Source organism: Oerskovia sp. NPDC056781 (assembly GCF_042789955.1).
Taxonomy (GTDB): domain Bacteria; phylum Actinomycetota; class Actinomycetes; order Actinomycetales; family Cellulomonadaceae; genus Oerskovia; species Oerskovia rustica.
Map to the genome: position 1 here is coordinate 1 of NZ_JBHUAD010000033.1, position 24,738 is coordinate 24,738.

The following is a 24,738-nucleotide window of genomic DNA, read 5'->3' on the forward strand; positions in this document are numbered from 1 at the left end:
GTCGGGCAGGAGATGCCCGACGGCGCCGCTCGCCTCAGGGGACGAGCGTCAGCGTGTCCTTGGTCGCGGACCGCACGGCGTCGGCCGTGAACGGCCACGCATACGTCTCGCCCGCGGCCCAGGTGCCGAGCTGGTCCTCGTAGTGCTTCGACGCCGGGTGCCCCGAGGTGCCCGTGACGGTGACCCACGTCGAGGCGTCCAGGTCGTCGAGGTCGACGACCATGCGCATCGACGGGCCCGACGTGACCTCGAAGCTGCCCGACGCCGCGTCCCACGACGTCGCGTTGACGATCGACGAGCCGCCCGGCACGGCCACCTTGCGGGGGTTCATGTAGGCACGGACGAAGCCCGGGACGGCCTCGTCGTCGAGGACCAGGTGGCCGAGCGAGAGCGTGTGGAGCTTGCCCCACTCCCAGTCGGTCGTCTTCTTCGACAGCTCGGTCGTCAGGTCGAGCCGGGCCGAGGTGATCGCCCGGTTGAGGACCTCGTCACGGGTCTCGACGACGCTCACGGTCTGACGGTCGTCCCAGAACGCGTTCGTCTCGTCGGCGAGCATGTTCTGCACGACGGCCAGCCACCGGCTGCCGCCCGCGGGACGGATGCTCTCCGGCAGGTCGTCCCAGAACGTGATCTGGAGCAGGTTGCGCCACACCGCGGCGAAGTACGCGGCGGCCGCCGAGTCCTTGTCCATGTGCTGGTCCCAGTCGGCGAGGAGGTCCTGCCCCTCGGCCGCGAAGTCGTTGCGCACGCCCTTGCTGTTCTCGACGTCCTGCTCGAGGAGCAGCGGCACGAGAGCCGCGGCGAACGGGCTCCAGTCGTCGTTCTGGATCTCGTTCATGGTCCGGGCGTCGACCTTGCGGCCCGAGTCGATCTCCTCCTGCAGGAGGGTGCGGATGCGCTGCGAGCGGTACCCGTAGTCCCAGTCCGTCGTGAGGAACGGGGTGGTGCCGGCGGGCAGGACGGCCTGGTTCGCGGCGACGATGAACCCCTCCTCGGGGTCGATCACGCCCGGCATCTGCGCGGCGGGCACGTAGCCGGTCCAGTCGTAGCGCTCGTCCCAGCCGGGCCGCGGCCACGTGCCGTCGGAGGGCACGGGGCCCTCGACGTTCGCCCGTACCGGGATCCGGCCCGGCGCATGGTAGCCGATGTGCCCGTCCGTGGTCGCGAAGACGATGTTCTGCGCGGGGACCTCGAACAGGGCCGCGGCCGCCTTCATGTCCTCGGCGTCCGACGCGAGGTTGAACGCGAAGACCGCGTCCGCGGTGTGCCCGGGGTCGAGGGCGGTCCAGCGGAGCGAGACCTCGTAGTCCCCGAGCGGGGTGCCCTCGGTCGGGGACTCCGCGACCCTGTCCATCGGGAGCACGGTCGAGACGATCGGGCCGTGGACCGTCGAGGCGATCTTCAGCTCGACGTCCTCGCCGCCGTTGACCTTGATGGTCTCCGTGCGGGTCTCGAGCGACTCCCAGTCGTCGCCCCGCAGGTACGTGTCGTCACGCACGCGCTCGATGAAGAAGTCGGTGACGTCCGCACCCATGTTGGTCAGTCCCCAGGCCACGTCGGCGTTGTGACCGATGATCACCCCCGGGAAGCCCGCGAACGAGAACCCCGAGACGTCGAACCCGCAGGCGGCGCTGACCTCGTTGCAGTGGAGCCCGACCTGGGCCCACACACCGGGGGCCTGGAGGGACAGGTGCGGGTCGTTGGCCAGCAGGGGCTTGCCGCTCGTCGTGTGCTCACCCGAGACGACCCACGAGTTGGAGCCGGTGCCCTCGCCACGGCCGACGAGCACGGGCACGGCGGCGAGCGCGGCATCGGCCGCCGCGACGGCGGACTGGAGCTCGCTGCCCGCGAGGGTCGGCGCGTACGCGGTCTGCTCCGCGCCCTCGACCTGGACGGGTTCGCTCGTGGTCGGCACCTCGGACGGGTCGAGGATCGGGAGGTTCGCCTGGGCCGCGTACTGGGGGAAGAGGGTGCCCACGCGGGCGACGTCCTGGGCGACCTTGGCGGGGTCCTGGGCTCCGTTCGGGGCGCCCGCGAAGCCTCCGTACGCGATCGCGCGCTCGAGCTCGTCGTCGTAGTTGCCGCGCAGGTCCCAGGCCATGGCCTTGAGCCACGCGAGCGAGTCGATCGGGTCCCAGGGCTCGGGGTCCGGCACCGAGACGCTCGTGCCGAGGACGGTGTACTCGAGCGCGATCTCGCTCGGGTCGCGGTCCTCGACGTAGGCGTTGACGCCGTCCGCGTAGGCCTGGAGGTAGGCCTTCGTCTCGGGGGCGAGGATCTTCCACTCCTCCTCGGCGACGAGGCGCCAGCCGAAGGTGCGGGTGACCTTGTCCGCGTCGATCGCGACCTGGCTGTCGCCGACCAGCTCGGCCAGACGGCCCGCGGTCACGTGCCGGCGGTAGTCCATCTCGAAGAAGCGGTCCTGCGCCTGGACGTACCCCTGGGCGCGGAAGAGGTCCTCGGGCGTGTCGGCGTAGATCTGCGGGACGCCCTGCGCGTCGCGCAGCACGCTGACCTCGGCGTCGAGGCCCGTCAGGGTGAGGGTCCCGTCGGTCTGCGGGAGCGGCCGGCGGACGGTGACGACGGCGAACACCGACACGGCGACCAGCAGCACGACCACGAGCGCGGCGATCGCGATCACGCCCCGGCGGGCGCGCGAACCTCCCCGTCGGGCAGCAGGGACGGGCGGCGGGGGGTCGCCGTGGACTCCGGCGGGGACATCAGCAGACACGGTGCGAGACTACCCCGGGCAGGCCGGGCGTATGATTAGCACTCAGAAGCCACGAGTGCCAGTCCGGCTGTGTCCTTCCGTCGACCCGACGCGCACGCCGGACGCCACGGACCAGGCTCGCGCCCGGCCCGTGAAGACCGCACTCCCCCGCGACCTCTTGAGGAGAGACCGTGCCCACCTACGCGTACACGTGCACTGCCTGCGGCCACGCCTTCGACATCCACCAGGCGTTCACCGACGACGCGCTCACCGTGTGCCCCGAGTGCGGTGGCCGGCTGCGCAAGGTCTTCTCCTCGGTCGGGGTGACCTTCAAGGGCTCGGGCTTCTACCGCACCGACTCGCGCTCCTCGAAGTCCTCGAGCACGGGCTCGACGACGCCTGCGACGCCCGCGAAGTCCGCCGACTCGTCGAGCAGCTCGTCGTCCGGGTCGTCGAGCAGCGGGTCGTCGAGTGCCTCGGGCTCCTCGGGCTCCGGGGGCTCCTCCACGCCGTCGGCGAACTGACCCTGCCGCGAGCCGTGCACAGGTAGCGCCCGGGGCGTCCTGTGCACAGGTCGGGGGCCGTGCCACGGGCCGCCCGTACGAGCCGCCTAGCGTCGGCGCATGGCTCCTCCCGCATCGTCCGCTGCTCACGCGCCGGGTCGCCGTGCGTCCACGGCCCGACGGCGCCTGCGCGCCCTCGCGTGGCGCTCACGCCTCGTGCTGCTCGCGCTGGGCTGCGGCCTGGTCGCCTCCGTCGTGGTCGACCGCCTGAGCCCTCCACCACCGGACACGAGGCCCGTGGTCGTGACGGCCCGAGCGGTCGGAGCCGGCACCGTGCTGGCAGAGGGGGACGTCACGGTCGTCCCCGTCGCCGCGTCGCTCGCGCCGGCGAGCTCACTGACCACGGTGAGCGACGCCGTCGGGCGGACCACGGCCGTCGCCCTGCCGGCGGGGCAGGTCCTCTCGCCCTCGCTCGTCGCCGCGGGCGACCTCGCGGCCATGGCTCCCACCGGGACGGTCGTGGCGCCCGTGCGCCTCTCCGACCCCGACGTCGCCGCGCTCCTGCACCCCGGCGACCGCGTCGACCTGCTCGCGGCCACGGGCAGCGCGGACGACGCCGTCACGGGCAGCCATCTCGCGCGGCGGGCCCTCGTGGTGGCAGGGGCCCCGGCGTCGGCCTCGTCCGTCGGACTGCTCGGTGACGGCACCCAGGACGGCGGCGTCACGCTCGTCGCCGTGCTCCCGGAGGAGGCCGCCGCGCTCGCCGGCGTCGGCGAGTGGGGTGGCCTGTCCGTGGTCCTGGTGCCCTGAGCATGGAAGGATCGCGTCCGGACCTCGCTCGGGCGACGGGCACCGCCGAACGCCGCGCGCGCCCCGTCCCCACCCTCTCGAAAGGAACCTCGTATGAAGAACGTGTTCGACGGCTTCAAGGACTTCGTGCTCCGCGGCAACGCGATCGACCTGGCGGTCGGTGTCGTGATCGGTGGTGCGTTCACGCTCGTCGTGACCTCGATCGTCAACGGCCTGATCAGCCCTCTCGTCGCAGCGATCTTCGGCGAGCCGGACCTCACCGGCGTCGGGAACTTCACCATCAACGGGGCGGTGTTCAGCTTCGGCCTCATCCTCGACGCGCTCTTCAAGTTCCTGTGCGTGGCTGCCGCGCTCTACTTCGTCATCGTCATGCCGATGAACCACCTCGCGGCCCGGCGCAAGAAGGGCGAGGAGGCCGCCCCAGCGGCCCCGGCCGAGGACGTCCTGGTCCTCCAGGAGATCCGCGACCTGCTCGCCGCGCAGAACGCTCGATCCGCGGACTTCGGCGGTCCGGGCGAACGCTGACCGCAGCGCCCGGGGAGCGCCGTCCTCCCCCAGGGGCGGGGCGTTGTTCCGGTGATCGCCGACAAGTGTTGACGCGTGCGTGGAACACCCCCGGCCCCGCCGGTCCCTCAGGACCAGTGCGGCGGCACGTCGCGCAACAGCTCGGCGTCGTGGCTGTCGGTCGACGCCCCCGGACGGACGTCGCCCCAGGCCGCGGCGTCGTCGTCGGACCCCAGGCCAGCGACTCCCGCCTGCTCGGTCCCCGGTCGCACGACGCGGCGCGACCGGCGACGCACCGACCCGGCGGCCGCGGGACGCGGGGTCGGGCCGACCTGCGCAGGGTCGTCGGAGGGAACGCTGTCGGCGGGGGTCACGATCCCATTGTCTCAGCGTCCCCGACGTGCCCCGGTCTCCCCGGCCGACCCGTCAGTCCGTTCCGAAATCGTCGTCCGCGACCACGGGGACGACGACGATGCGATCGCTGCCGCCCGTCTGCGCGATCCCCCCGAGCTCGGGCAGCCGCGCGTCGCGCACGGCCTGGACCACCCGGCGGATGCGCTCGGCCTCCTTCGCGGGGTCGAGGAACGCCGCGGCGGACCACACCTGCGCGACGACCCAGCCCGTGCGCTCGAGGCGCTCGGCGAGCTGACGGTCACGCACGCGTACGCTGCGCTCGGCGACGTAGGCGTCGTCGTCGGTCAGGACCGCGACCAGGAGCTCGCCCGGGATGTCGGGGTGCCCGACGACCAGCGGGATCCGGTCTCCACCGACCACGCCGTAGTCCGTCTCGACCACGAGCCCCGCACGCCACAGGCGCTCGGCGAGGTCGATCACGAGCCGGTCGGGGTTGCCGCCCACGTCCACGCCGTTGCCCAGGGTGACCTGGTCGGCACGACCGTTGCGCTGCTCGGCGAGGTCGAGGACCTCCGCGAGGAGCTTGGCCCCGTGCCCGCGCAGACGCTCCGGGTCGAGGTCGGACGCCGTGAAGCACGTGACGACGTGCAGACGCCGGCGCGTCGAGCCCAGGGTGTCGAGGAGCATCGCGTCGCCGCCCGGCGCGTTGAGCACGCCGAAGCGGTGGAGCACGCGCCCGTGCGGGGTCCGGCCGTAGCCGATCGACAGGACGATCGTGTCCCGGCTGAGTCCGGCGACGCCCGAGACCTCGGCGACCACCACGGGCTCTGCCCGGGCGCCCGAGAAGAAGACGGCCAGGGCCGGGTTCTGCCGGACCTCGCCGAGGAGCGCGTCCCGGATCCGGTCCGCGTGCACGGGGCTCACGGTGACGATCGCGAGCGACTCCTCGGGTCGTGTCATGGCGTGCTCGATCGCGATCTCCACGACGCGGTCGACCTCGGCCTGCGTGCTCTCGACCGCGCCCGACGCCGGGTCCGGCATACCCGCACCGTCGACCAGGTCGAGGTGGACGAGCGGCTCCGCGCGGGGAAGCGGGCTGGGTCGCAGGACGCCCTCGTAGCCGTGAGCGGCGAGGAAGGCCGTGAGGTACGGGTCACGACGCGTGCCGCCTGCGGACAGGGCGACCGTCGGCAGGATCGCGGCGAGCTCGCCCACGGTCGAGCCCGAGGCGGCCCGCGGGTCGCCGAACACGACGACCTGACGCCCGCGCGCGATCGAGGACAGGACCAGCTCGACCGGGATGTGCTGCGCGGCGTCGAGGATCACGAGGTCGACGGTGCGGGTCGGGGTGAACAGGTGCGGCACGAGGGTCGGGGACGCGACGACGCACGGCCGCAGGCGGCGCAGCACCTCGGGGTAGCGCTCGTGGGCGTCGCGCAGGCTCGTCATCCGCCCCTCGAGGAGCTCGGTGAACAGCGCCTCGGCCTCGGTGCGGTGGTCGCGCATCGCCGCGCCGAGGTGCTCGCGCACCGCGAGCCGCACGGGCGCGGACAGCGCTGCGACGTGCGTGCGGTCGAGGTCGCGGAACCGCCCGGCCAGTGCTTCGAGCCCGGCCCCGTCCTGCCCGGCGAGCGCCGGGTCCTGCGCGAGGATCTGCTCGAAGACCGAGCTCCACCAGGCGAGGTCGAGCTCGGGGCCCACGAGCTCGGGCTCGACACGGCGAGCCGAGAGGTCGTCGAGCAGGTCGCCGAGCCCCTCGTCGCGCAGCGTCCGCAGTGCGGACGTCCGCGCAGGCAGGTTCTCGAGCGCCTCCTGGTCCTCACCGAGGGCCGCGAGTCGCGCCGCCAGCTCGCTGATCGGCAGGTCGAGGAGATCCGACCCCACGGGGGTCGTGGCGAGGACCGGGTCGAGGTACTCGAGGTCGATCCTGACGGCCTCGTAGGTGTCCTCGATCGCGGCGAGCCCCTCGGGGAGGGTGGGCCACCCGCCGCGTGGGCACTGCGCCTGCCAGACGGCGCGCTGCGCCTGGACCTCGATGAGGGCCGCGTGCAGGTCGGGGACCCGGACGCCGGGACGGAGCATGTCCTTGGCCTGCCGGCGCAGGCGACGGCGGTGGGCCCAGCCCATGTCGATGCCGTTCGCTGCCCGCCACTCGCGCGTGCCGGTCGCCTCGACGAGGTCGGTCGCGGTGCGCTCGAAGATCATGGGCTGGAACGCGTCGAGGGTGCCGCGCATGCCGCCGAGCATGCGGAGCTGGTCGCCCCACTGCCGGACGGTCGTGGCGGGGGTGAGGCCCGTGGTCGTCGCGACGGAGGCCACCTGGTCCCGGAGCTGCGGCAGCGTGTGCCCGGCGAGCCGTTCGACCCGGACCAGGGCGTCCTGCGCGTTCTCGGCGCTCGTGATGTCCGCGCCGAACCAGGGCGTCGACGTCGAGCGGAGCGTGAAGGCCCCGACCTCGGCAGCGCGCACGAGGCGGGCCGAGAGGTCGGCCCGGCGTTCGGCGCCGATGCGGATCGTGACCTCGGGTCCCAGGCGGACGGTCGTGCCGGGGGCCGGGCGCTGCGCGGTGAGCCGCGCGAGGGCCTGCAGGGCCGCGTAGGCGGACACGCCCCAGGGCTCGCGGACCAGGTGCAGGGACTCGATGTAGCCCGAGAGCTGTGCGCGCGCACCCAGGAGCCCGTCGCGGACCCGCGCGACGGAGTCGGTGTCGACGGTCTCCGCCTCGGCTGCCATGGCCCCGAGCAGACGGTGGGAGGCAGTGGTCCGCCACGTGGGTTCGGGGGCGATGTCGAGCAGCAGCCCGTCGAGCCCGAGCGCGGCGAGGCGGGTCGAGAGCGTCTCCGCGGAGCGTCGGTGGCCGGGGACGTAGAGGATGCTGCGGCCGCTCGCCGCGGCCTCGGCGACGACGGCGGCGATGGTCCCCGCGGTGTCGGCGCCCGGGGGCGCGTCGACGAACAGGTGGCTGCCGGTCGCGAGCGCGTCGATGACGTGGCGCTGCGCGGGGTCGAGGTCACCCACGCCCCGCTCCTGGGACGGGTCGGCGTCTCCGACGCGCGGGGCCGGGAGCTCGCGCGCGAGCGCGGTCGCTGCCTCCTCGGAGCCGGCGAGGGCTGCGACGACCTCGTGCCGTTCGAGGCCCGAGGCGAGCTCGTCGAGGTCGTCGACGAGGACCTGGCCGGGGTGGACGAACGTCCCGACGAGGACCCGCTGCGCGAGCTCGAAGTCGCCCAGCACCGCCTTGCCCACGGCGGTGATACGGGCCAGGGCGTCCGAGGGGTCGAATCCCGCGGGGGTGAAGGCGCTGCGCGCGAGCGTCACGGGGTCGATCAACCCGCCGTGGGCGCGCAGAGTGCGCGCGAGGACGGGGTTGATCTCGACGGTCGGCTCGAGCGTGAGGTCGTAGTCGGTCTCGCTGTCACCGCGCGGGGTGAGCGTGAGGGGCCGCAGCAGAACAGGGGCACGCACGGTGCGCGGCAGGGCGGGCTCGGCGTCCGTGCCTTCGGCGCCGTCGCGCGCGGGCCCTTCTCCCTGCCCGACGGCGCCACCCGCCGTGGGCGGGGTCGTCGCGGTCTGCGGCGGGTCGCCGGGGTCCCCCGCGGCGGGGCCCGCGGGCAGGCCCGTGGCACCGTCGATGGTCCGGCTGTACGTGGTCCCGGCGACGTGCGCGAGGGCGGCGACGTCGTCGGTCGGGAGGCGGGAGGGCTCGCCCTCGGTCCAGGTCGTGACACCGATCGCGAGGTAGGTCGGCGCGACCCCGTAGCGCTGGGCGTGCTCCTGCGAGCGGACGACCACGGCGCGTGCCCGGCGCCGCGCGGCGGGCAGGGAGGCCCCCTCGCGGAACAGGTTGGACAGTCGGGTCGGGCGCCCGGCGAAGAGCTGCGCCACTCCCGAGGGGTGGGCCGCGGTGAGGTCGACGACCGCGTCGCCCAGCAGGCCGATGTCTGCGAGCGACGACCCGCCCGCGAGCTCGACGAGCGAGGCGCGCCAGGACCGGACGGCGTCCTCGACGAGCTCGGCCGTGGTCGGCGGCTCGACGAGGGTCGGCCTTGCGAGCGTCGTGGATCCCTCGGCGGCCGAGGCCGCACCTCGGACGGCGCTGTCGTGCGCGTCCTGGTCGGTGAGCGGCCGGGCGGGATCGGCCACGGTCTCGCGGGCTGATGGGTTGCGGGCGGCTGCGTTCACTCTCGCACGCTAACCGCCCGGTCGGCCGGAACCGGCACCGGCACGCCGGGGGCGGCGACTTCGGGTGGGTCACGGAGGGTGACGGCTGCACGCCGACGACTTCTGAGGGAGGGGTTCGGCGCCGAGACGTCCGGAGCGCACCGTCGCGCCGCGGGGAAGGCCGAGGAGATTGAGGACGGTGCGCACCGCGCAGGGGGCAGGCGATACGCACCGTCAGAGATGATTGTGCAAGGTCTTCGCGCGTTCGTCAAATGTGTCCACGAGTTGGTCCGCACGGAGATGGACGAGCGTCCAGTTCGATGTGTCGGATTGTTCGTGGACGTCCGCTCGGCGCGGTGCACCCACGCTCTCGCCCCGTCGCCCCGTCGCTCCGTCGCTCCGTCTCCCCGAGCGCAGCACGGCCACGCCTCGGGCGAGGCGTGGCCGTGAGGTGAGCGGCGCCGTCGGGCGGGAAGGGACACCCCCGCCCGGCCGGGCCCCGTGGTCAGCCGAAGAGCTTGGACCCGTGCTTGAGCAGGACGCCCGCGCTCATCAGGACGACCCACGTCGCCGTCAGGAACACGTCCGCGTCCGAGCGGACGAACGACAGTGCCCGCTCCTGCGCCCGGGCCGGCAGGTAGAGGTTGTCCTCGATGATGTTCCAGTGCAGCAGCGTCATGAAGACGAGCGTCGTCGAGAGCGTGACCAGCAGGCACCAGGGGCACAGCGCGCCGATCACGAACATCGACTGGTAGAAGAGCCAGTAGGCGAAGATCAGGCCGAGCGTGTAGACGACCTGCGCGGAGAACATGAACCAGCGCGGGAACCGCACCCCACCGAGGCTCGCGACCGCGATCGTGATGACCACGGGTTCCGCGATCAGCCCCAGGAAGGCGTTGGGGAAGCCGAAGAGCGACGACTGCCACGCGACCCCGACGGCACCGCAGGACAGGACCTCGTTGACGTTGCACGAGAGCTCGGCCGCGGGGTTCGCCGCGAGCAGGACCGCGTCGTAGGACAGGACGAACGAGGCCGTGAGGCTGATGAGCGCGGAGACCAGCATGGTGCCGAACACCCACTGCCTGCTGTGCCGGAAACCCTTGATGCTCGACGGGTCGGTCCTGTGGTCGTCGTGCAGAACGTCGCTCATGCGTGATGCCCTTCCGGCGATGGCCCCCGGCCATCCCCGGAAGCCCTTCCAGCCTAGAGGGGGCCACGAGGCTGGACCCGCCGGTGGGGCGTCTCGCGGACGGGACGCGATCAGCAGATGGACGAGGAGTCGGCGAATGCCGGGAGCAGATGGGCGGTTCGCGCGAACGGGCCATTGTGGCGTGACGCCGGAAAGGTCTCGTGACGACGTGCACGAAATGCCTGGTGCATCTTCCTCGAAAAGCCGTCCCGATCGTTCATGGGTTCATGTCGCCCGCACCCCGGGGGCGATTTCGAGAAGGTGCGACGAATTGTCGGCCGTGACGGGCGAGACTCCGCCGTCCCCCGGGGGCCCGCCCGGCGGCGGGAGCATGGGCCCGACGGCCACCACCCATCCACCCTGCCGGAGATGTTCGAGGAATCGCCCACACAAGTGGGTACCGACGAAACGACCCACCGTGCAGTCGCCCCGAACCCCGTACCGGTCGGGCACGTCGCCGGGAATTCAGTTCGAATTTCAACTACCTCGACCCGTGCGGACCATCTGGCAGCGCGCCCTTTGTACGCACCCCCTTGCCGGTGGCGACCAAGGACATTCGCCCTGCCGCACAGCTCCCCTCACCTTCCGCGCGACCCCACCGGCATCATCCCGTGACCGGACGGCCCGACGCGCACCTCCGCGCGCCCCGGTGTAGACCGGGACCAGGGGCGCGACGCGCCCACCGGCAGCGAAGGAGCCGCCATGCCGATCGGGTACCTGGTCCCCGTGCTGCTCGTCGCGTGCTGCACGTCGGCCTCGCTCAGCCCGGCCCGCCGGCCCCCGCGGTTGGGCCGTCTCTCCTTCCGGATGAGCGTCCTCGTCAACGAGCAGCCGTTCGCCCTGCTGCTCGTGCTGGGCGCGGTCACGGCGCTCGCGCTCGTCGACGGAGACGTCGAGACGACCGGCGGACGCGTGGCTCTCGTCCTGGCCGCGCTGACCGCCCTCGGCCTCGTCCTGGTCGCCCGACGCGGCCTACGGGCAGCGCCCGCGCTCGACCACGCCCTGGTCGACGGTCTGCGCGCAGGACCGGGCACCGTCACGAACCGGGGACTGCCCTGGGCGCGGATCCTCCTGGCCCCGTTCGCGGTGCGGCGACGCGACGTCGAGCGCCTGGCCGACCTGCCGTACGGCGACGACAGCGGGGTCGGCGGGGTCGGCGGGGTCGGCGGGGGCAACCGCGACTCGCGCGGCCGCGAGCACCGGCTCGACGTGTACCGCCCCCGGTTGCGCCCGGCCGACGGCCCGACCCTCGTGTACTTCCACGGCGGCGGGTACGTGAGCGGGCGCAAGGAGCTCGAGGCCCGCGCGATGCTCTCGCGGCTCGCGAGCCGCGGGTGGGTGTGCGTGAGCGCGAACTACGGCTTGCGCCCGACGACGAACTTCCCCGGCCACCTGGTCGACGCCAAGCGGGTCCTGGCCTGGGTCCGGGAGCACGGCGCCTCGTACGGGGCCGACCCGCACCGCGTCCTCGTCGCGGGCAGCTCAGCGGGCGCGCACCTGGCGTCGCTCGCGGCGCTGACGCCTGGCGACCCGCGGTTCCAGCCCGGCTTCGAGGACGCCGACACGTCCGTCGTCGGGGCCGTGTGCCTCTACGGCTACTTCGGTGAGTACTACGGCAGCGGCCGCGACCAGTGCGTCGAGTCGGCACCGGGCGCCTACCGGCGATCCTCCGCTCCCCCGTTCCTCGTCGTGCACGGGGACCAGGACACCCTCGTCCCGGTCGATGGGGCTCGGCAGTTCGTCGCCGACCTGCGCGAGATCTCGACCAGCCCGGTCGTGTACGCCGAGCTGCCGGGGGCACAGCACGGGTTCGACCTGTTCCACTCGGTGCGGTTCGACGCGGTCGTCACGGCGGTCGAGGAGTTCGCGGACCGGGTGGTGGTGGCACGTGACCGGGCGTCGGAGGTGCCGGTGGAGCGGCGCGAGGAGAGGTGAGGCGGGATGGTCCCGACCTGACGGCGCGGGGGCGTGGTGGTGCGCCTGGCCAGATTCGAACTGGCGACACCCGCTTTAGGAGAGCGGTGCTCTATCCCCTGAGCTACAGGCGCGTGGGCGCGAACACGGCGGATCGGGCCCGGTGGGACGCCCGACAGCCTAGCGTCCCGGCCCCGCAGTGTCCCAACCCGCGCGCTCCACGAGCCCGATCGCGTACTCGGGCCAGAACGTGCCGGCGGCCGGGTCGCCGCGGCCGCACTCGCCGTCGGACTCCCCGGGGACCTTGACCCAGAGGTACGCGTCGAGGGCGCTGCCGTCGTCCACCGCGCCGGGCTTCTCGCCGAGCGCCCGCCCGGCGGGGTTGCACCAGTCGAGCGGCCCGTCACCGAGGGGCCCGAGCCCGTTGCGCGACGTGTCGATGACGTAGCGCGTCCCGAGGAGCGCGGCGAGCCGGTCGGCGTACGCGCGCTCGTCGGCCGTGGCGCGGAAGTTCGAGACGTTGGTCGCGAAGCCGCGCGCGTCGTCGATCCCGGCCTGCCGCAGCCGGTCGGCCATGGTCGGGGCGTCGACCCACGCCGAGTTCCCCGCGTCGAGGTAGACGCTCGCGCCCGCGTCCGCGAGCGCCGCGGTGGCCTGTCGCAGGAGCCCGGCGCGGTCGCCCTGCTCGGGGCACGCGCCGAGGTCGGGCAGGGCGTCGGGTTCGAGCACGACGGCCGTGCGCGTGCCGCGCAACCCGTCGGCGACCGCCTGTGCGAAGGCGGGGTACTCCTCGGGGGTCAGGCCGCCCGCGGAGAAGGACCCGCAGTCGCGGGCCGGGATCGCGTAGACCGTGACGACACCGGTGCGTCCGGCCTCGTTGGCGGCGCGCGCGTGGTCGCGCACGAGGGCCTCGGCCTCCGCGGGCGTGAACCAGTCCCCGACCCACAGGGACGCGCCCGCCTCGCTGACGACGTCGAGCGCCGCGGGGGCGTCGGGGGCGCTCGTCCGGAGCGCTGCGGCGGCGTGGACGGACTGCATGTCCGGGTGGGCGGAGGGCGCGCCCGCGAGGAAGGGGTTCGCGTCGGCCCCGGCGGGCTCGACGGGGGCCGCCGGGTGCTCCTCGGCCGTGGCGGTCTCGCGCGGCGGCTCGGCGGCCTCGGGTCCCCCGGGAGTGCACGCCCCCAGCCCGACGGCGAGGATCGCCGCCCCCAGCATGGTCGCCGTCAGGTGTCGGCCGGGTCGTGCGCGCATGTCTCCCCTGTCGTGGTACGGGCGGCCGGGCCGGGTGGGGGCGGGCCGCCTCGGGCCGACGGCGCCCGGTGGTGCGGCGTCGGCGGCTCGCACGCTACGCCGTCGGGGGGGACGTCGCACCACCGTCCCACCGGACGCCCCCGGCTGTCAGAACGGGCGCGAACCCTGGTCACGCCCGTTCTGACGATCCACTGGTCAGACCGCCGTGAGCGCCTCCGTGGGCGACATCCGTGCAGCCCGCACCGCGGGGTAGAGCCCGGCGACGGCCCCGATCCCGAGGGTCGCGACGAGCCCGCCCACCACGACCACGGGCGGGACGGAGACCGGCCACTCCTGCGACGTGGCGTACCCGGCCGTGATGCCGATCCCGATGAGGACCCCGGCGGCCCCGCCCATGAGCGAGAGCACCAGGGACTCCACGAGGAACTGCCCGCGGATCTGGCCCCGGGTCGCGCCGAGCGAGCGGCGCAGGCCGATCTCGGCGCGTCGTTCGAGGACCGAGATGACCATGGTGTTGGCGACCCCGATCCCGCCCACGAGCAGCGCGACCGCCCCGAGCCCGACGAGCAGCCCGGTGAACGCCTCGTCGGTGGCCTGCTGCGCCGCGAGCGCGTCCGAGGGGCGTGAGACGTCGACCTCGTTGGGCGCCTGCGGGTTGGCCGTGGCCCCGAGGACACCGCGGACCTGCTCGACGGAGTCCTCGCGGGTGCGCGTGTAGATCATGGTCGGCAGCTCGTCCCAGTCGAGGTGCTCCGCGGCCGCCTCACGGCCCACGAGCGCACCCAGGTCCATCTCAGGGGCGAGCGGAACGGGGTCGAGGATGCCCACGACCGTGAACCACTCGCCGCCGATCCACACCTTGACGGCCGGGTCCGGGGTCGTGATCCCCAGGCGCTTCGCGGTCGTGTGCCCCAGGACGACGGCCGGGTACCGCGACGTCGCCTCCGAGAGCCAGGCCCCGTCCGCGACGGTGCCCCCGATGGACTCGAGCAGGTCGAGGTCGGCCGCGTACACGCCGATCCCGCCCGACTCCCCCGTCGGGACCAGGTCCGAGCGGTACGCCTTGGCGTCGAGCTGAGCGACCGACGTCGCGTTCTCGACGGGCGCGACACGGCGCACCATGTCGACCGCCTCCGGGGGCAGGGTCGCGGCCTCGCCGAACAGGTCGGTCCCGGGCGCGACGCGCAGCAGGTTCGTCCCGAGGGCCGTGAGCGTCCGGTCGAGCTCGGCCCGCGACGAGCTGGAGATCCCGACGACCGCGACCATCGCCGCGATGCCGATCGCGATGCCCAGCGCCGAGAGGACGGCTCGCAGCGGGCGGGTGCGCAGCCCGGTCGCGCCGACGCGCAGGACGTCGGGCGGCCCGAGGCGCGCGGGGCGCAGCGTGGTCAGCACGGTGCCTCCTCGTCGGTCGTGGCCGCCGGGGTACGCGGGGCAGCGGACGCCGCAGCACCCGCAGCACCCGAGAGGACCGTCCCCGGCCCGCCCGGGGGCAGGGTCCCGTCCGCGACGATCTCGCCGTCGCGCATCGCGACCTGCCGGGGCAGGGAGGCCGCGAGCTCGCGGTCGTGCGTGATGATCACGACGGTCGTCCCGGCCGCGTTGAGCCCCCGCAGCACGTCCATGACGCCGGCCCCGGCGGCCGTGTCGAGCGCGCCCGTGGGTTCGTCGGCGAGCAGCAGGGGCGGGTCACCGACGACGGCGCGAGCGATCGCGACGCGCTGCTTCTCACCGCCCGACAGCTCGTGCGGGCGGTGCGTCATCCGGTGTCCGAGCCCCACACGGTCGAGGGCCTCGGCGGCCCGGCGACGTCGCTCGCGGCGCCCGACCCCCCGGTACAGGAGCCCGTCGGCCACGTTGTCGAGGGCCGAGACCCCGACGGCCAGGTGGAACTGCTGGAAGACGAACCCGATGCGGCTCGCGCGCAGCGCGGACACCTCGCGGTCGTCGAGGTCCTCGACGAGGAAGTCGTCGATCAGGACCCGGCCCGACGTGGGCCGGTCGAGCGTCCCGACGACGTTGAGCATGGTCGACTTGCCCGAGCCCGAGGGCCCGACGATCGCGAGCAGCTCGCCGCGGTGGACGTCCAGGTGGACGTCGCGCAGCGCGGCGACCCCGCCCGGGAAGACGCGGGACACCTCGTGCAGGGTCACGACGGGGCCGCCGCCCGCGCCCGGGTCGGTGCCCGGCGAGCCCGCGCCCGTCACGGCTCCCCAGGTCTCGGGGTGGGCCACGGCGTCGCGCGCGACGGAGACCGCGCTCACGACGGCATCCCGACGACGTCGCCCTCGGCCACGTCCCCCGTGATCTCGACGCTCCCGTCGGCGAACATCCCGGTCTCGACGGCGACGATCCGGCTCGTGCCGTCCTCGACGACCTCGACCCCGTACCCGCCCTCGGCGAGCGCGAGGAGCGCCGCGACGGGCACGGTCAGGACGTCGGGGCGCTCGGCCGCGACGAACGTGACCTTGACGGAGCCCGCGTCGGCGTCGGTCCCGTCGGGGAGGGTCACGGTCACGGGGATCACGGTCTTGTCGGAGGACCCGGGCATGCCGCTCTCGTCCTCGACGACCTCGGGGCTCCCGACGGCGGAGACCACCGCCTCCGTCGTCGCACCTCCCGGCAGCTCGACCGTCACGGCGCCGCCCTCGACGGCGCGGTCGCGGTCGGCGAGGTCGAGGTCGACCGAGATCGCCCGGTCGACCCCCGTCGTCGTGAGGATCTCCGCGGCGGCGGGATCGCCGACGCGCACCTTGAGCGCGTCGACGCGCACCGGCCCCTCGGCCACGAGGACGTCGGACGGACCGACCGTGCCCGTCTTCTCGACCCCGCGGTCCTTCTGCCACTTCTTGACGGCCTGGACGGTCGACTCCGTGAACTTCGTGTCCACGGTGAAGCCCGTGTAGCCCAGGGCCTTGAGGTTCTCCTCGAGCTGGCGCACGTCCTCGCCCTCGGCGCCGGAGCCCAGCTCGCGGTACACGGGCAGCGTGCCGAGCAGGAGGACGGTCGGGCGTTCGTCGACCTTGAAGAGCACTCCCCCACGGTCGACGACGTCGCCCACGCCCGGCAGCCACGTCACCGTCCCGCCGCCTCCCTCGGCTCCGCCAGCCCCCTGGTGCCCTCGCGCGACGGCCTCGCCGTAGCCGAGCGTGCCCTTGACGGTCGTGCGCTGCACGAGGGTCTGCCGGGTCACGGTCGCGGTCTCGTCAGGACCGGTCGCGGCGGGGGCGGGGTCGGCCCCGCGGCCGAACCCCGTCAGGGCCAGGACGACGCCGGCGCCGACCACCGCAGCGCCCACGACCCCGCCGATCACCAGCCCGCGGCGCCGACGCCTCGGGCCGGGCGCTCCGGGCACGGCGTTCCGGCGGTTCACTCGTCGTCCCCGGGCACGCTCTTCTGGACGCTGAGCCCGGCGCCGGAACCGGACTCGTTGCACGCCTCGAGCGCCGCGTCGAAGGCCTCCATGTCCTCGGGCAGCTCGAGCGCACCCGTCATGCCGCCGTTCGGGTCGGGGTCGGGCATGTCCACGCCGTGCTCCCGCATGCACTTGGCGAACTCGCGCTGGGCCTCCAGGTCCTCGGGGGTCATCTTCATCGGCTCGCCGCCGTTCGGCATGAACTCGCGGCAGGCCTCGAAGGCCGCGTCCATCTCGTCCATGCTGCCGGCCTCGACCGTGCCCGACGCCACCGACAGTCCTCCGTCGGTGTCGGGGTCGGGCATGTCGACGCCGTTGTCGCGCATGCAGCTCGCGAACTTGCGCGCCATGTCATCGCGCTCGGCGTCGGTCATGTCGTCGAACGACGTCTCGTCGCCGGTCTCGCTGGTCTCCCCCTTCCCGTCGCCGGCGCTCGCGACGCCCGGGGCGTCGTCGGGCGCGCACGCCGAGAGCGTGACCGTGAGCAGGGCGACGACGAAGGCCGCGGCGGCCGACCGGCGGCGCGTCCCGGAGCGGACGGCCCCACCGGGCCGCCGCGTCTGGTGGATGGTCATGATGTGGTCCTCACGTCGGGGAACGGGTTCAGGAGCAGTCCACCCGGCTACCTGTGAGGCCCTCGTGAGCCACGACCTCACAGAGATCTCACAGCGCTCACCGGCATGCTCCTGGTGTGCGAGTACTGGTGGTGGAGGACGAGGAGCTCATCGCGCAGGCCGTCGCGACGGGACTGCGGCGCCTCGCGATGGCGGTCGACGTCGCGCTCGACGGGCACGAGGCGTTGGCGCGGATCGACGTGAACGCGTACGACGTCGTCGTGCTCGACAGGGACCTGCCCGGCGTCCACGGCGACGACGTGTGCCGGGCGATCGTGGCCTCGGACGGAGACTCCCGCGTCCTCATGCTCACTGCGTCGGGCGGCGTGCTGGACCGGGTGACCGGGCTCGACCTCGGCGCCGACGACTACCTCGTCAAGCCGTTCGCGTTCGCCGAGCTGAGCGCACGCGTCCGAGCCCTGGGACGCCGGGCCCGCCCCGCCTCGCCGCCCGTGCTCGAACGCTCGGGCCTGCGCCTCGACACGAGCCGGCACGAGGTCTACCGGGAGGGGCGTTTCGTGCACCTGTCGCGCAAGGAGTTCGGCGTCCTCGAAGAGCTGCTGCGCGCCGACGGGCGGCCCGTCTCGGCCGAGCACCTGCTCGAGAAGGTGTGGGACGAGAACATCGACCCGTTCACGGGTGTCGTGCGCTTCACCATCAAGCAGCTCCGCCGCAAGCTCGAGGACGCGTCGCTCGTCGAGACGGTCACCGGCGTCGGGTACCGGGTCCCGTGAGGCTCGCCCGCCCCGCACTGCGCCCGACCCTGCGGGCCCGGCTCACGGCCGTCTACGCCGCGGCGTTCGTCGTCGCGGGTGCCGTGCTGATTGCGGTGCTGTACCTCGTGCTCGCGGCGGCGATCGACCGGCAACCCGTCGACTCGGTCGGCCTCGCGGTGGGCGCGGTCGAGGCGGCGGACATCGGCACGTACTCCACGCTCGACCCGTCCCTGACCGCCGACCTGGTCGCGGGCCAGAGCTTCCCGCTGCACGCCGCGGGAACGGTGGACCCCGCGATGACCCTCTCGACCGGATCCGACACCTTCGCGGACCTGCGCAAGGTCGTCGAGACCAACAACCAGGAGGCCCGCGACGCCACGCTGCGCAGCATGCTCACCTGGTCGATCCTCGCGCTGCTCGGGATCGGCGTCCTCGCGATCGGTTTCGGGTGGGTCATGTCGTCACGCGTCCTCGCCCCGCTGCACCGGATCACGGCCACTGCCCGCCGCGTCGCGGACGACAACCTGCACGAGCGCATCGCGCACACCGGGCCCGACGACGAGCTCAAGGACCTGGCCGACACGTTCGACCAGATGCTCGAACGCCTCGACCGGGCGTTCGACGGCCAACGACGCTTCGTCTCCAACGCGTCGCACGAGCTGCGCACCCCGCTGACGATCACCCGCACCGTCCTCGAGGTCGCGCTCGACGACCCCGGCACGCACGACGACGCGCGCCACCTGGGGACGACGTTGCTCGCCGTGAACGCGCGCCAGGAGCGCCTCATCGAAGGACTCCTGACGCTCGCCGCCGTGGACCAGGCGCCGCTCGTCCCCGAGCCCGTCGACCTCGCCGAGGTCGCCGCACAAGCCGTCACGACCGCGGGGGGCGCGGCCCGTGACGCCGCCGTCGACCTGCACCTCGACGCCGAGTCGACCGCGACGCAGGGCGACGCGGTCCTGCTCGAACGCCTCGTCCAGAACCTCGTCGACAACGCCGTGCGCTACAACGAGCCGGGCGGCCGCGTGGCCGTCGCGACGCGCCCCGGCCCGGACGGTTCGGTCGAGGTCGCAGTCTCCAACACGGGCCCCGTCGTGCCGTCCTACGAGGTCGAGGCGCTGTTCGAGCCGTTCCGCAGGCTCGGACGCGACGGCGCCGTCGCGGACCGCCGCGGCGGCTACGTGCGCGGCGGCGTCGGGCTGGGGCTGTCGATCGTCCGCTCGGTCGCGACCGCGCACGGCGGCCAGGTCACGGCCGAGCCGCGGGAGGGCGGCGGGCTCACGGTCGTCGCCCGGCTGCCGGGCACGCGGGGACCCGTCAGCCCGGCATCGGCACCGGCACGTCCGAACCGCCCTCGACCGTTCGCCGCGCTCCCATCTGGATGATCGCCGGGGCGGGCACGAACCCTCCCGCGACGAGCGCCTCCCCCTGACGGAAGTACGGCGTGGCCGCGAGGAGCTCGGGCGGCGCGAAGCCGAAGACGCTCTCGAGCTCGGCCACGTCGGCCGGCGAGCTCATGCGCATGACGACCACGTTGTCGCACTGGGAGAGCACGTTGGGGTGGATCTTGGAGGGCCGCTGGGTCGAGAGCAGCAGCCACAGCCCGAACTTGCGGCCCTCGGCCGCGATCTGGATGACCCGCTCTGTCGTGAGCCGCTGGAGCTGGGTCACGGGCTCGGCCGAGACCACGTTGTGGGCCTCGTCGATCACGATGAGACGGGGCGAGCGGGCCTCGCGGTCCGCCCACAGGTCGTCGAGCAGCGCGAGCGAGACCGCGAGCTGCTCCTCGTGCGTGTGCAGGCTGCCGAGGTCGACGACGACCGCGCGAGGCCCCTCGTCGAGCACCTCGCTGACCGACTGCCCGACCCGCGCCCACACGTCCCACTCCAGGATGCCCAGGTTCTCGATCCGTTGGGCGAGGGCCAGGGCGTCCGGTTCCCGGCTCGCCCGGAGCGCACGCGGGATGGACTGCGGGTCGATCGTCCCGTCCTCGGCGATCTCGCGCGCGACCGCGGCCGCCGGGTCGATCGCGCCGGAGGTCGTGCCCTGCCCGGTCGCGCTCTCGAGCATCCGCAGGAACGTGTTGTACTCGCCGCGGTCCGTGAGCGGGTCGAGCTGGAGCACCGCCGCCTGGCTCGCGGCCGTCATCGCGGTCAGCCGCGCGCTCACGGGGTGGTGCTCGCCGTCGTTGCGCAGGACGCGCACGTCGAGCTCGCGCAGGCGGGCGGCGTCGTCGGCCGAGGCGGACGAGAGCAGCTCGCCGATCCGCACGAAGTCGGAGTTCGGGTCGAGGATGACCATGGGCAGGTCGGTGTCGATGAGGAGCTGTTCGAGGAGCACCCCGAGCGCGTACGTCTTGCCCGAGCCCGACTGCCCGCACAGGAACGTGTGCCGGTTGAAGCGCAACGGCTGGAGCAGGGCGTCCACGTTCCCACGGCTGTGGTGCAGCGCGCCGATGCGCAGGGTCGCGCGCTCGCGCGCCTGGAGGGCCTCGAGCACACCGGCTCCGGCAGGGGCGAGGTCGTGCGACGTGAACGGGTCCCCGCCGGACCCGACCACCGTGCCGTCCGGCCGTAGCTCCCCGAGGACGCGCCCGTGCCCGACGGCGTCGCCCCTCTCGGTCGCGCGCGTCAGGATCTGCCCCATCACCAGGGCGTCGCCGGGATGCTCAGCCGTGTCGGGGAACGTGACGCCGACCGTCACGAAGTCTCCCGGCCCGATGCTCGACTCCCTCGGCAGCCGGTACGTGAACCGGCGTCCGTCGAAGGACTCGGCGAGCGTGGTCTCGGTCGTCATGCGGGGCCTCCGGGGTCGCAGTCTGCGGTGCACGACAAGGATCGACCCGCACGCCCGGAAGCGCACCCGCAGGCGAGGACGCGGGCCCGTGGGACCGGGCTAGGGCCGCCGCTCGTACGTGAGGAACCGGAACCGGACGCCGTCGGCCGAGGTCTGCCAGTCGTCGAGGACCTCCCCGGCAGTGCCGGGGCCACCCGGTGAGCCCGCGAGCACCCAGTCGCCGTCCGGACCGTCCGCGAGCGCGGGCGCGAACGCGTCGCCGTCCACCTCGAGGTCGATCTCCGTGACGATGCAGCGGTCCGCGAGCGGCAGGGTCGCGGCGTACACCTGCGCGCCGCCCATGACCCAGACCTGCCCCGAGCCCGATTCCTCCGCGGCCGCCGACGCGCGTGCCAGCCCCTCCTCGACGGACGGGGCGACCACGACGCCGGTGCCGGCACCGCCCGGGTGGGCGGCGCCGTCGGGCAGCCAGGCCTGCTGGCGCGTGACGACCACGTTGAGACGCCCGGGCAGGGGGCGGAAGCGCGGCGGGAGCGAGTCCCACGTGACGCGGCCCATGAGGACCGGGTGGCCCGTGGTGACGCGGCGGAAGTGCGCGAGGTCCTCGGGCAGGTGCCACGGCATCCCGCCGAGGGCCCCGATCACGGGGCGGCCCGCGGCGTCACGCGCCTGCGCCCAGACCAGTCCGACAGCCGGACGGCTCACACCGCCACCGGGGCCTTGATCGTCGGGTGGTGCTGGTAGCCCACGACCTCGACGTCCTCGTACGTGTAGTCGAACAGCGAGTCGCGCGGGGCCAGGTGCAGCGTCGGGGCCGGGTAGGCCTCACGGCTGAGCTGCTCGCGCACCTGCTCGACATGGTTGTCGTAGATGTGGCAGTCGCCGCCCGTCCACACGAAGTCGCCGACCTCGAGGCCTGACTGGGCCGCGACCATGTGCGTGAGCAGCGCGTACGACGCGATGTTGAACGGGACGCCGAGGAACAGGTCCGCGCTGCGCTGGTAGAGCTGGCACGAGAGCCTGCCGTCGGCGACGTAGAACTGGAACATCATGTGACAGGGTGGCAGCGCCATGCCCCCGAGCTCGCCCACGTTCCACGCCGAGACGATCATGCGGCGCGAGTCCGGGTCGGTGCGCAGCGTCTCGAGGACCTGGCTGACCTGGTCGACGTGCTGGCCGTCGGGCGTGGGCCACGAGCGCCACTGGACCCCGTAGACCGGACCGAGCTCGCCGTCCTCGTCGGCCCACTCGTCCCAGATCTTCACGCCGTTCTCCTGGAGCCAACGCACGTTCGAGTCGCCGCGCAGGAACCACAGCAGCTCGTAGACGATCGACTTCAGGTGCACGCGCTTGGTCGTCACGAGCGGGAAGCCCTGCGACAGGTCGAAGCGCATCTGGTGGCCGAACACGCTGCGCGTCCCCGTCCCCGTGCGGTCCGACTTGTGCGTCCCGGTCTCCAGGACGAGCCGGAGAAGGTCCTCGTAGGGCGTGGGAATCGGCTGCTGCGCGGGCATGTTGCGAGTGTAGGCAAACCGATCACCGCAGCGCGCTCCGGACCACGAGGTGTCCTGCGGTCCGAACACCCGGATCGGCACCACCCCGAGGATGGGAAGATCAGCAGCATGACGAACCCCACAGCCGCAGCCGAAGAGATCCCCGCGTCGTCCCCGTCCCCGACGGACGCCCTGTGGGTCGAGCGCACCGGCACCCGCACCTACACCGGCTTCTCCGCGCGTGGCGCGAGCGTGTCGATCGGCCCCGCGAGCGCGGGCGCGGTCTTCACACCGGGCGAGCTCCTCAAGATCGCGCTGGCCGCGTGCGCGGGCATGAGCTCGGACGCGCCCTTCGCACGGCGGCTGGGTGACGACTACGAGGTGACGATCCGCGTCGACGGCGCCAAGGACATGGCCGAGGACCGGTACACGGCGATCACGGAGCACTTCGAGATCGATCTGACGGGCCTCGAGGACGACGCGCGCGAGCGTCTCCTGAAGGTCGCGGACCGCGCGATCGAGACCACGTGCACCGTGGGGCGAACGGTCAAGAACGGTGCGACAGTGGAGCACACCTTCGGCCCGGTCGTGGGTGCGGTCGGCGAGTGATCGCCGCCTGATCCCGCGGTCTCGGTCGCGGGATCGCCAGGAGCCACAGGAGGGAGTCGTCCGATGGGTCGCAAGAAGAAGGACACCGACGCCCAGATGGCCGTCTGGGGAACGTCGGACAGCGTACGACCGGTGCCGCAGCCGCACTCGCACCTGACGGCGGTCCAGGACGCCCCCGAGGGGGTGCCGACCGACGACTGGGGCGACCTGCGCAGCACGCCCCTGCTCGACGCCGCCCTCGACAAGGCCGTCACCATCCCGTCGTCCGTCATCCACGCGCACGTCGACGGGCTGCGCCGCCGCAACCCGCACGCGTCGCCCGCCCAGATCATCGGCATCCTCGAGCGCGAGTACCTCATGGTCATCGGCACGGCTGGTGGCGCGGTGGGGGCGGCCGCAGCCTTCCCGGCGGTCGGCACGGGCGTGGGCATCGCGCTGACCGCGAGCGACGTCGCGACGTACTTCGGGTCGTCGGCCGCGTTCTCGCTCGCGGTCGCGGACGTGTACGGCTACGAGGTCGACGACGCCGCGCGCCGCCGCGCGTTCCTCCTCGCGTCGGTCCTCGGGGACAAGGGTTCGCAGCAGGTCGAGAAGGCCGTGGGCGGGTCCGCCATGGCGTGGGGCAAGGTCCTCATGACGAGCATGCCGTCGAGCACGATCAAGCAGGTCAACAAGGCCCTGACGAACAAGTTCCTGCGGACCCAGATGGTCAAGCACGGGGGCCTCGCGATCGGACGGCTCGTGCCGTTCGGCGTGGGCGCGGTCGTGGGGGTCGCGGGGTCCCGCGCGCTCGGCAAGACCGTGATCAGCCAGACACGGCGGGCCTTCGGTCCGCCGCCGCAGGCGTTCCGGCCCGTGCTGGAGGTCGTCGAGGTGCCCGACGGCGCCGCTCCCCCGCTGCTCGTCCCCGCACCTGCCGACCGCCTCGGCATCGTCGACGCCCCGGTGCCCGGTGCGGGACCGGGAGTGGTCGACGAGGCCGCCGAGCGAGAAGCCGCTCGCCGGGCCGGGGGTGCGACCGGGGCGGACACCCCTCGCGGCATCCGGTCGGTGCGCTGGCGCCGACCCAGGAAGACGTCGTGACGCCTGGGGACCAGGGGGGTCGCACGTCGAGGTCCGGCCGCGTCGAGCTCACGCACGTGCTCCCGCTCAGTGCCGAGCGTGCGTTCGCGCTCGTCGCGGACGTGCGGACGCACCCTCGGTGGGTGCCGCTCAGCCGCGGGGTGTTCCACGGTCCCGAGGGTTCGCCGGTGCCCGCGACCGCCTGGCGTCCGGGGGTGGGCGCCGAGTTCACGATGGTCTCGGGACCGTTCGCCCCGCAGGGGGCGCCGGGCTTCCCCGACCGGATGCGGATCACGCGGTGGGAGCCTCCCGGTGACGAGGGGCAGGCGGGTCGCGCGACGTATCTGAAGCTCGGTCCGACGCTGCTCGGGGAGGCGGGGATCGTCGTCGTGCCGCTCGCCGGTCACCACCTGCCCGCAACGACTCCGCACGAGCCCGTCGCGCGGTGCGCCGTGACCTGGTGGGAGGACGTGTACCTCGCCGGTCCGCTGCCCCGGGCCGCGACCGCGCCTCTCGCCGCACGCGTGCTGGACCTCATGATCCGGCTGTCGCTGCGCCGTCTGGACCGGATCGTGGCCCGGGGCTGAGCCCGGCGCCCGCCCCCGGGGGTGCCGAGAACGGGGTTGAGGTCGGGAAC

Annotated in this window: 21 protein-coding genes and 1 tRNA gene; 9 read left to right on the forward strand and 13 right to left on the reverse strand. The window is 73.6% G+C overall.

The genetic code is table 11. From position 1 onward, the window contains the following. Nucleotides 1-34: 34 nt before the first annotated feature. Entirely contained in the window at nt 35-2,731 is a 2,697-nt protein-coding gene (locus ACFRCR_RS04980; RefSeq protein WP_377675927.1) for a penicillin acylase family protein, read from the reverse strand. Nucleotides 2,732-2,901: 170 nt separating this feature from the next. Between ACFRCR_RS04980 and ACFRCR_RS04985 the strand changes: the two genes are divergently transcribed. From ACFRCR_RS04985 to mscL, 3 genes are all read left to right on the forward strand, one after another. Continuing rightward, nucleotides 2,902-3,234 carry an FmdB family zinc ribbon protein gene (locus ACFRCR_RS04985; protein WP_377675928.1) on the forward strand — a complete coding sequence of 111 codons (333 nt, stop codon included), beginning with the start codon at nt 2,902-2,904 and terminating at the stop codon, nt 3,232-3,234. A gap of 99 nt (nt 3,235-3,333) precedes the next feature. Beyond that, nucleotides 3,334-4,023 carry an SAF domain-containing protein gene (locus ACFRCR_RS04990; protein WP_377675929.1) on the forward strand — a complete coding sequence of 230 codons (690 nt, stop codon included), beginning with the start codon at nt 3,334-3,336 and terminating at the stop codon, nt 4,021-4,023. Nucleotides 4,024-4,116: 93 nt separating this feature from the next. Beyond that, nucleotides 4,117-4,548: a large conductance mechanosensitive channel protein MscL gene (gene mscL / locus ACFRCR_RS04995; RefSeq protein ID WP_377675930.1), complete on the forward strand. Its 432-nt coding sequence runs from the start codon at nt 4,117-4,119 to the stop codon at nt 4,546-4,548. Between the two features lie 107 nt (nt 4,549-4,655). On the opposite strand, the gene ACFRCR_RS05000 is transcribed toward mscL, so the two are convergent. The 3 genes from ACFRCR_RS05000 to ACFRCR_RS05010 all read right to left on the reverse strand — a co-directional run bounded on the left by ACFRCR_RS05000 (nt 4,656) and on the right by ACFRCR_RS05010 (nt 10,192). Continuing rightward, nucleotides 4,656-4,901: a hypothetical protein gene (locus ACFRCR_RS05000; protein WP_377675931.1), complete on the reverse strand. Its 246-nt coding sequence runs from the start codon at nt 4,899-4,901 to the stop codon at nt 4,656-4,658. A gap of 52 nt (nt 4,902-4,953) precedes the next feature. Then, nucleotides 4,954-9,063 carry a hypothetical protein gene (locus ACFRCR_RS05005; protein WP_377675932.1) on the reverse strand — a complete coding sequence of 1,370 codons (4,110 nt, stop codon included), beginning with the start codon at nt 9,061-9,063 and terminating at the stop codon, nt 4,954-4,956. A 484-nt stretch (nt 9,064-9,547) separates the two neighbouring features. Then, nucleotides 9,548-10,192, reverse strand: coding sequence for a vitamin K epoxide reductase family protein (locus tag ACFRCR_RS05010; protein ID WP_377675933.1), 645 nt, complete (start codon nt 10,190-10,192; stop codon nt 9,548-9,550). A 741-nt stretch (nt 10,193-10,933) separates the two neighbouring features. Here ACFRCR_RS05010 and ACFRCR_RS05015 point away from each other — a divergent pair. Then, nucleotides 10,934-12,166, forward strand: coding sequence for an alpha/beta hydrolase (locus ACFRCR_RS05015; RefSeq protein ID WP_377675934.1), 1,233 nt, complete (start codon nt 10,934-10,936; stop codon nt 12,164-12,166). A gap of 37 nt (nt 12,167-12,203) precedes the next feature. Here ACFRCR_RS05015 and ACFRCR_RS05020 read toward each other — a convergent pair. From ACFRCR_RS05020 to ACFRCR_RS05045, 6 genes are all read right to left on the reverse strand, one after another. Continuing rightward, nucleotides 12,204-12,279, reverse strand: a tRNA-Arg gene (locus ACFRCR_RS05020). Nucleotides 12,280-12,325: 46 nt separating this feature from the next. Beyond that, nucleotides 12,326-13,396: a glycoside hydrolase family 6 protein gene (locus ACFRCR_RS05025; RefSeq protein ID WP_377675935.1), complete on the reverse strand. Its 1,071-nt coding sequence runs from the start codon at nt 13,394-13,396 to the stop codon at nt 12,326-12,328. A gap of 195 nt (nt 13,397-13,591) precedes the next feature. Further along, nucleotides 13,592-14,791, reverse strand: coding sequence for an ABC transporter permease (locus ACFRCR_RS05030; protein WP_377675936.1), 1,200 nt, complete (start codon nt 14,789-14,791; stop codon nt 13,592-13,594). Further along, nucleotides 14,785-15,603, reverse strand: coding sequence for an ABC transporter ATP-binding protein (locus ACFRCR_RS05035; protein WP_377675947.1), 819 nt, complete (start codon nt 15,601-15,603; stop codon nt 14,785-14,787). Before ACFRCR_RS05035 ends, ACFRCR_RS05030 begins: the two co-directional genes overlap by 7 nt. A gap of 53 nt (nt 15,604-15,656) precedes the next feature. Further along, nucleotides 15,657-16,769 carry a peptidoglycan-binding protein gene (locus tag ACFRCR_RS05040; RefSeq protein ID WP_377675938.1) on the reverse strand — a complete coding sequence of 371 codons (1,113 nt, stop codon included), beginning with the start codon at nt 16,767-16,769 and terminating at the stop codon, nt 15,657-15,659. Then, a complete protein-coding gene (locus ACFRCR_RS05045) occupies nt 16,766-17,386 on the reverse strand; it encodes a hypothetical protein (RefSeq protein WP_377675939.1) in 621 nt (206 codons plus the stop codon). The genes ACFRCR_RS05040 and ACFRCR_RS05045 overlap by 4 nt, the downstream gene beginning before the upstream one ends. Before the next feature lie 116 nt (nt 17,387-17,502). Between ACFRCR_RS05045 and ACFRCR_RS05050 the strand changes: the two genes are divergently transcribed. Together ACFRCR_RS05050 and ACFRCR_RS05055 are read left to right on the forward strand one after the other, a co-directional pair. Continuing rightward, entirely contained in the window at nt 17,503-18,159 is a 657-nt protein-coding gene (locus ACFRCR_RS05050; RefSeq protein WP_377675940.1) for a response regulator transcription factor, read from the forward strand. Continuing rightward, nucleotides 18,156-19,526 (forward strand): sensor histidine kinase, encoded by a 1,371-nt coding sequence (locus tag ACFRCR_RS05055; protein WP_377675941.1) that lies wholly within the window; start codon nt 18,156-18,158, stop codon nt 19,524-19,526. Before ACFRCR_RS05050 ends, ACFRCR_RS05055 begins: the two co-directional genes overlap by 4 nt. On the opposite strand, the gene ACFRCR_RS05060 is transcribed toward ACFRCR_RS05055, so the two are convergent. The 3 genes from ACFRCR_RS05060 to ACFRCR_RS05070 form a co-directional block, all read right to left on the reverse strand. Next, complete coding sequence (locus tag ACFRCR_RS05060) at nt 19,459-20,937, reverse strand: ATP-binding protein (protein WP_377675942.1); 1,479 nt, start codon at nt 20,935-20,937, stop codon at nt 19,459-19,461. The two genes, ACFRCR_RS05055 and ACFRCR_RS05060, sit on opposite strands and share 68 nt — an antisense overlap. Before the next feature lie 99 nt (nt 20,938-21,036). Continuing rightward, entirely contained in the window at nt 21,037-21,642 is a 606-nt protein-coding gene (locus ACFRCR_RS05065; RefSeq protein WP_377675943.1) for a dihydrofolate reductase, read from the reverse strand. Continuing rightward, nucleotides 21,639-22,451, reverse strand: coding sequence for a thymidylate synthase (locus ACFRCR_RS05070; RefSeq protein WP_377675944.1), 813 nt, complete (start codon nt 22,449-22,451; stop codon nt 21,639-21,641). Before ACFRCR_RS05070 ends, ACFRCR_RS05065 begins: the two co-directional genes overlap by 4 nt. A gap of 108 nt (nt 22,452-22,559) precedes the next feature. Here ACFRCR_RS05070 and ACFRCR_RS05075 point away from each other — a divergent pair, with 108 nt between their 5' ends. The 3 genes from ACFRCR_RS05075 to ACFRCR_RS05085 all read left to right on the forward strand — a co-directional run bounded on the left by ACFRCR_RS05075 (nt 22,560) and on the right by ACFRCR_RS05085 (nt 24,688). Next, nucleotides 22,560-23,039 (forward strand): OsmC family protein, encoded by a 480-nt coding sequence (locus ACFRCR_RS05075; RefSeq protein WP_138823010.1) that lies wholly within the window; start codon nt 22,560-22,562, stop codon nt 23,037-23,039. A gap of 63 nt (nt 23,040-23,102) precedes the next feature. Beyond that, nucleotides 23,103-24,122 carry a hypothetical protein gene (locus tag ACFRCR_RS05080; RefSeq protein WP_377675945.1) on the forward strand — a complete coding sequence of 340 codons (1,020 nt, stop codon included), beginning with the start codon at nt 23,103-23,105 and terminating at the stop codon, nt 24,120-24,122. Beyond that, complete coding sequence (locus ACFRCR_RS05085; protein WP_377675946.1) at nt 24,119-24,688, forward strand: SRPBCC family protein; 570 nt, start codon at nt 24,119-24,121, stop codon at nt 24,686-24,688. The genes ACFRCR_RS05080 and ACFRCR_RS05085 overlap by 4 nt, the downstream gene beginning before the upstream one ends. The last annotated feature ends 50 nt before the right edge of the window (nt 24,689-24,738 follow it).

Coding starts and splice junctions, on each gene's coding strand:
- ACFRCR_RS05045 (WP_377675939.1), bottom strand. CDS start 17,386: ATGACCATCCACCAGACGCGGCGGCCCGGTGGGGCCGTCCGCTCCGGG.
- ACFRCR_RS05025 (WP_377675935.1), bottom strand. CDS start 13,396: ATGCGCGCACGACCCGGCCGACACCTGACGGCGACCATGCTGGGGGCG.
- ACFRCR_RS05080 (WP_377675945.1), top strand. CDS start 23,103: ATGGGTCGCAAGAAGAAGGACACCGACGCCCAGATGGCCGTCTGGGGA.
- ACFRCR_RS05060 (WP_377675942.1), bottom strand. CDS start 20,937: ATGACGACCGAGACCACGCTCGCCGAGTCCTTCGACGGACGCCGGTTC.
- mscL (WP_377675930.1), top strand. CDS start 4,117: ATGAAGAACGTGTTCGACGGCTTCAAGGACTTCGTGCTCCGCGGCAAC.
- ACFRCR_RS05010 (WP_377675933.1), bottom strand. CDS start 10,192: ATGAGCGACGTTCTGCACGACGACCACAGGACCGACCCGTCGAGCATC.
- ACFRCR_RS04990 (WP_377675929.1), top strand. CDS start 3,334: ATGGCTCCTCCCGCATCGTCCGCTGCTCACGCGCCGGGTCGCCGTGCG.
- ACFRCR_RS05015 (WP_377675934.1), top strand. CDS start 10,934: ATGCCGATCGGGTACCTGGTCCCCGTGCTGCTCGTCGCGTGCTGCACG.
- ACFRCR_RS05075 (WP_138823010.1), top strand. CDS start 22,560: ATGACGAACCCCACAGCCGCAGCCGAAGAGATCCCCGCGTCGTCCCCG.
- ACFRCR_RS05070 (WP_377675944.1), bottom strand. CDS start 22,451: ATGCCCGCGCAGCAGCCGATTCCCACGCCCTACGAGGACCTTCTCCGG.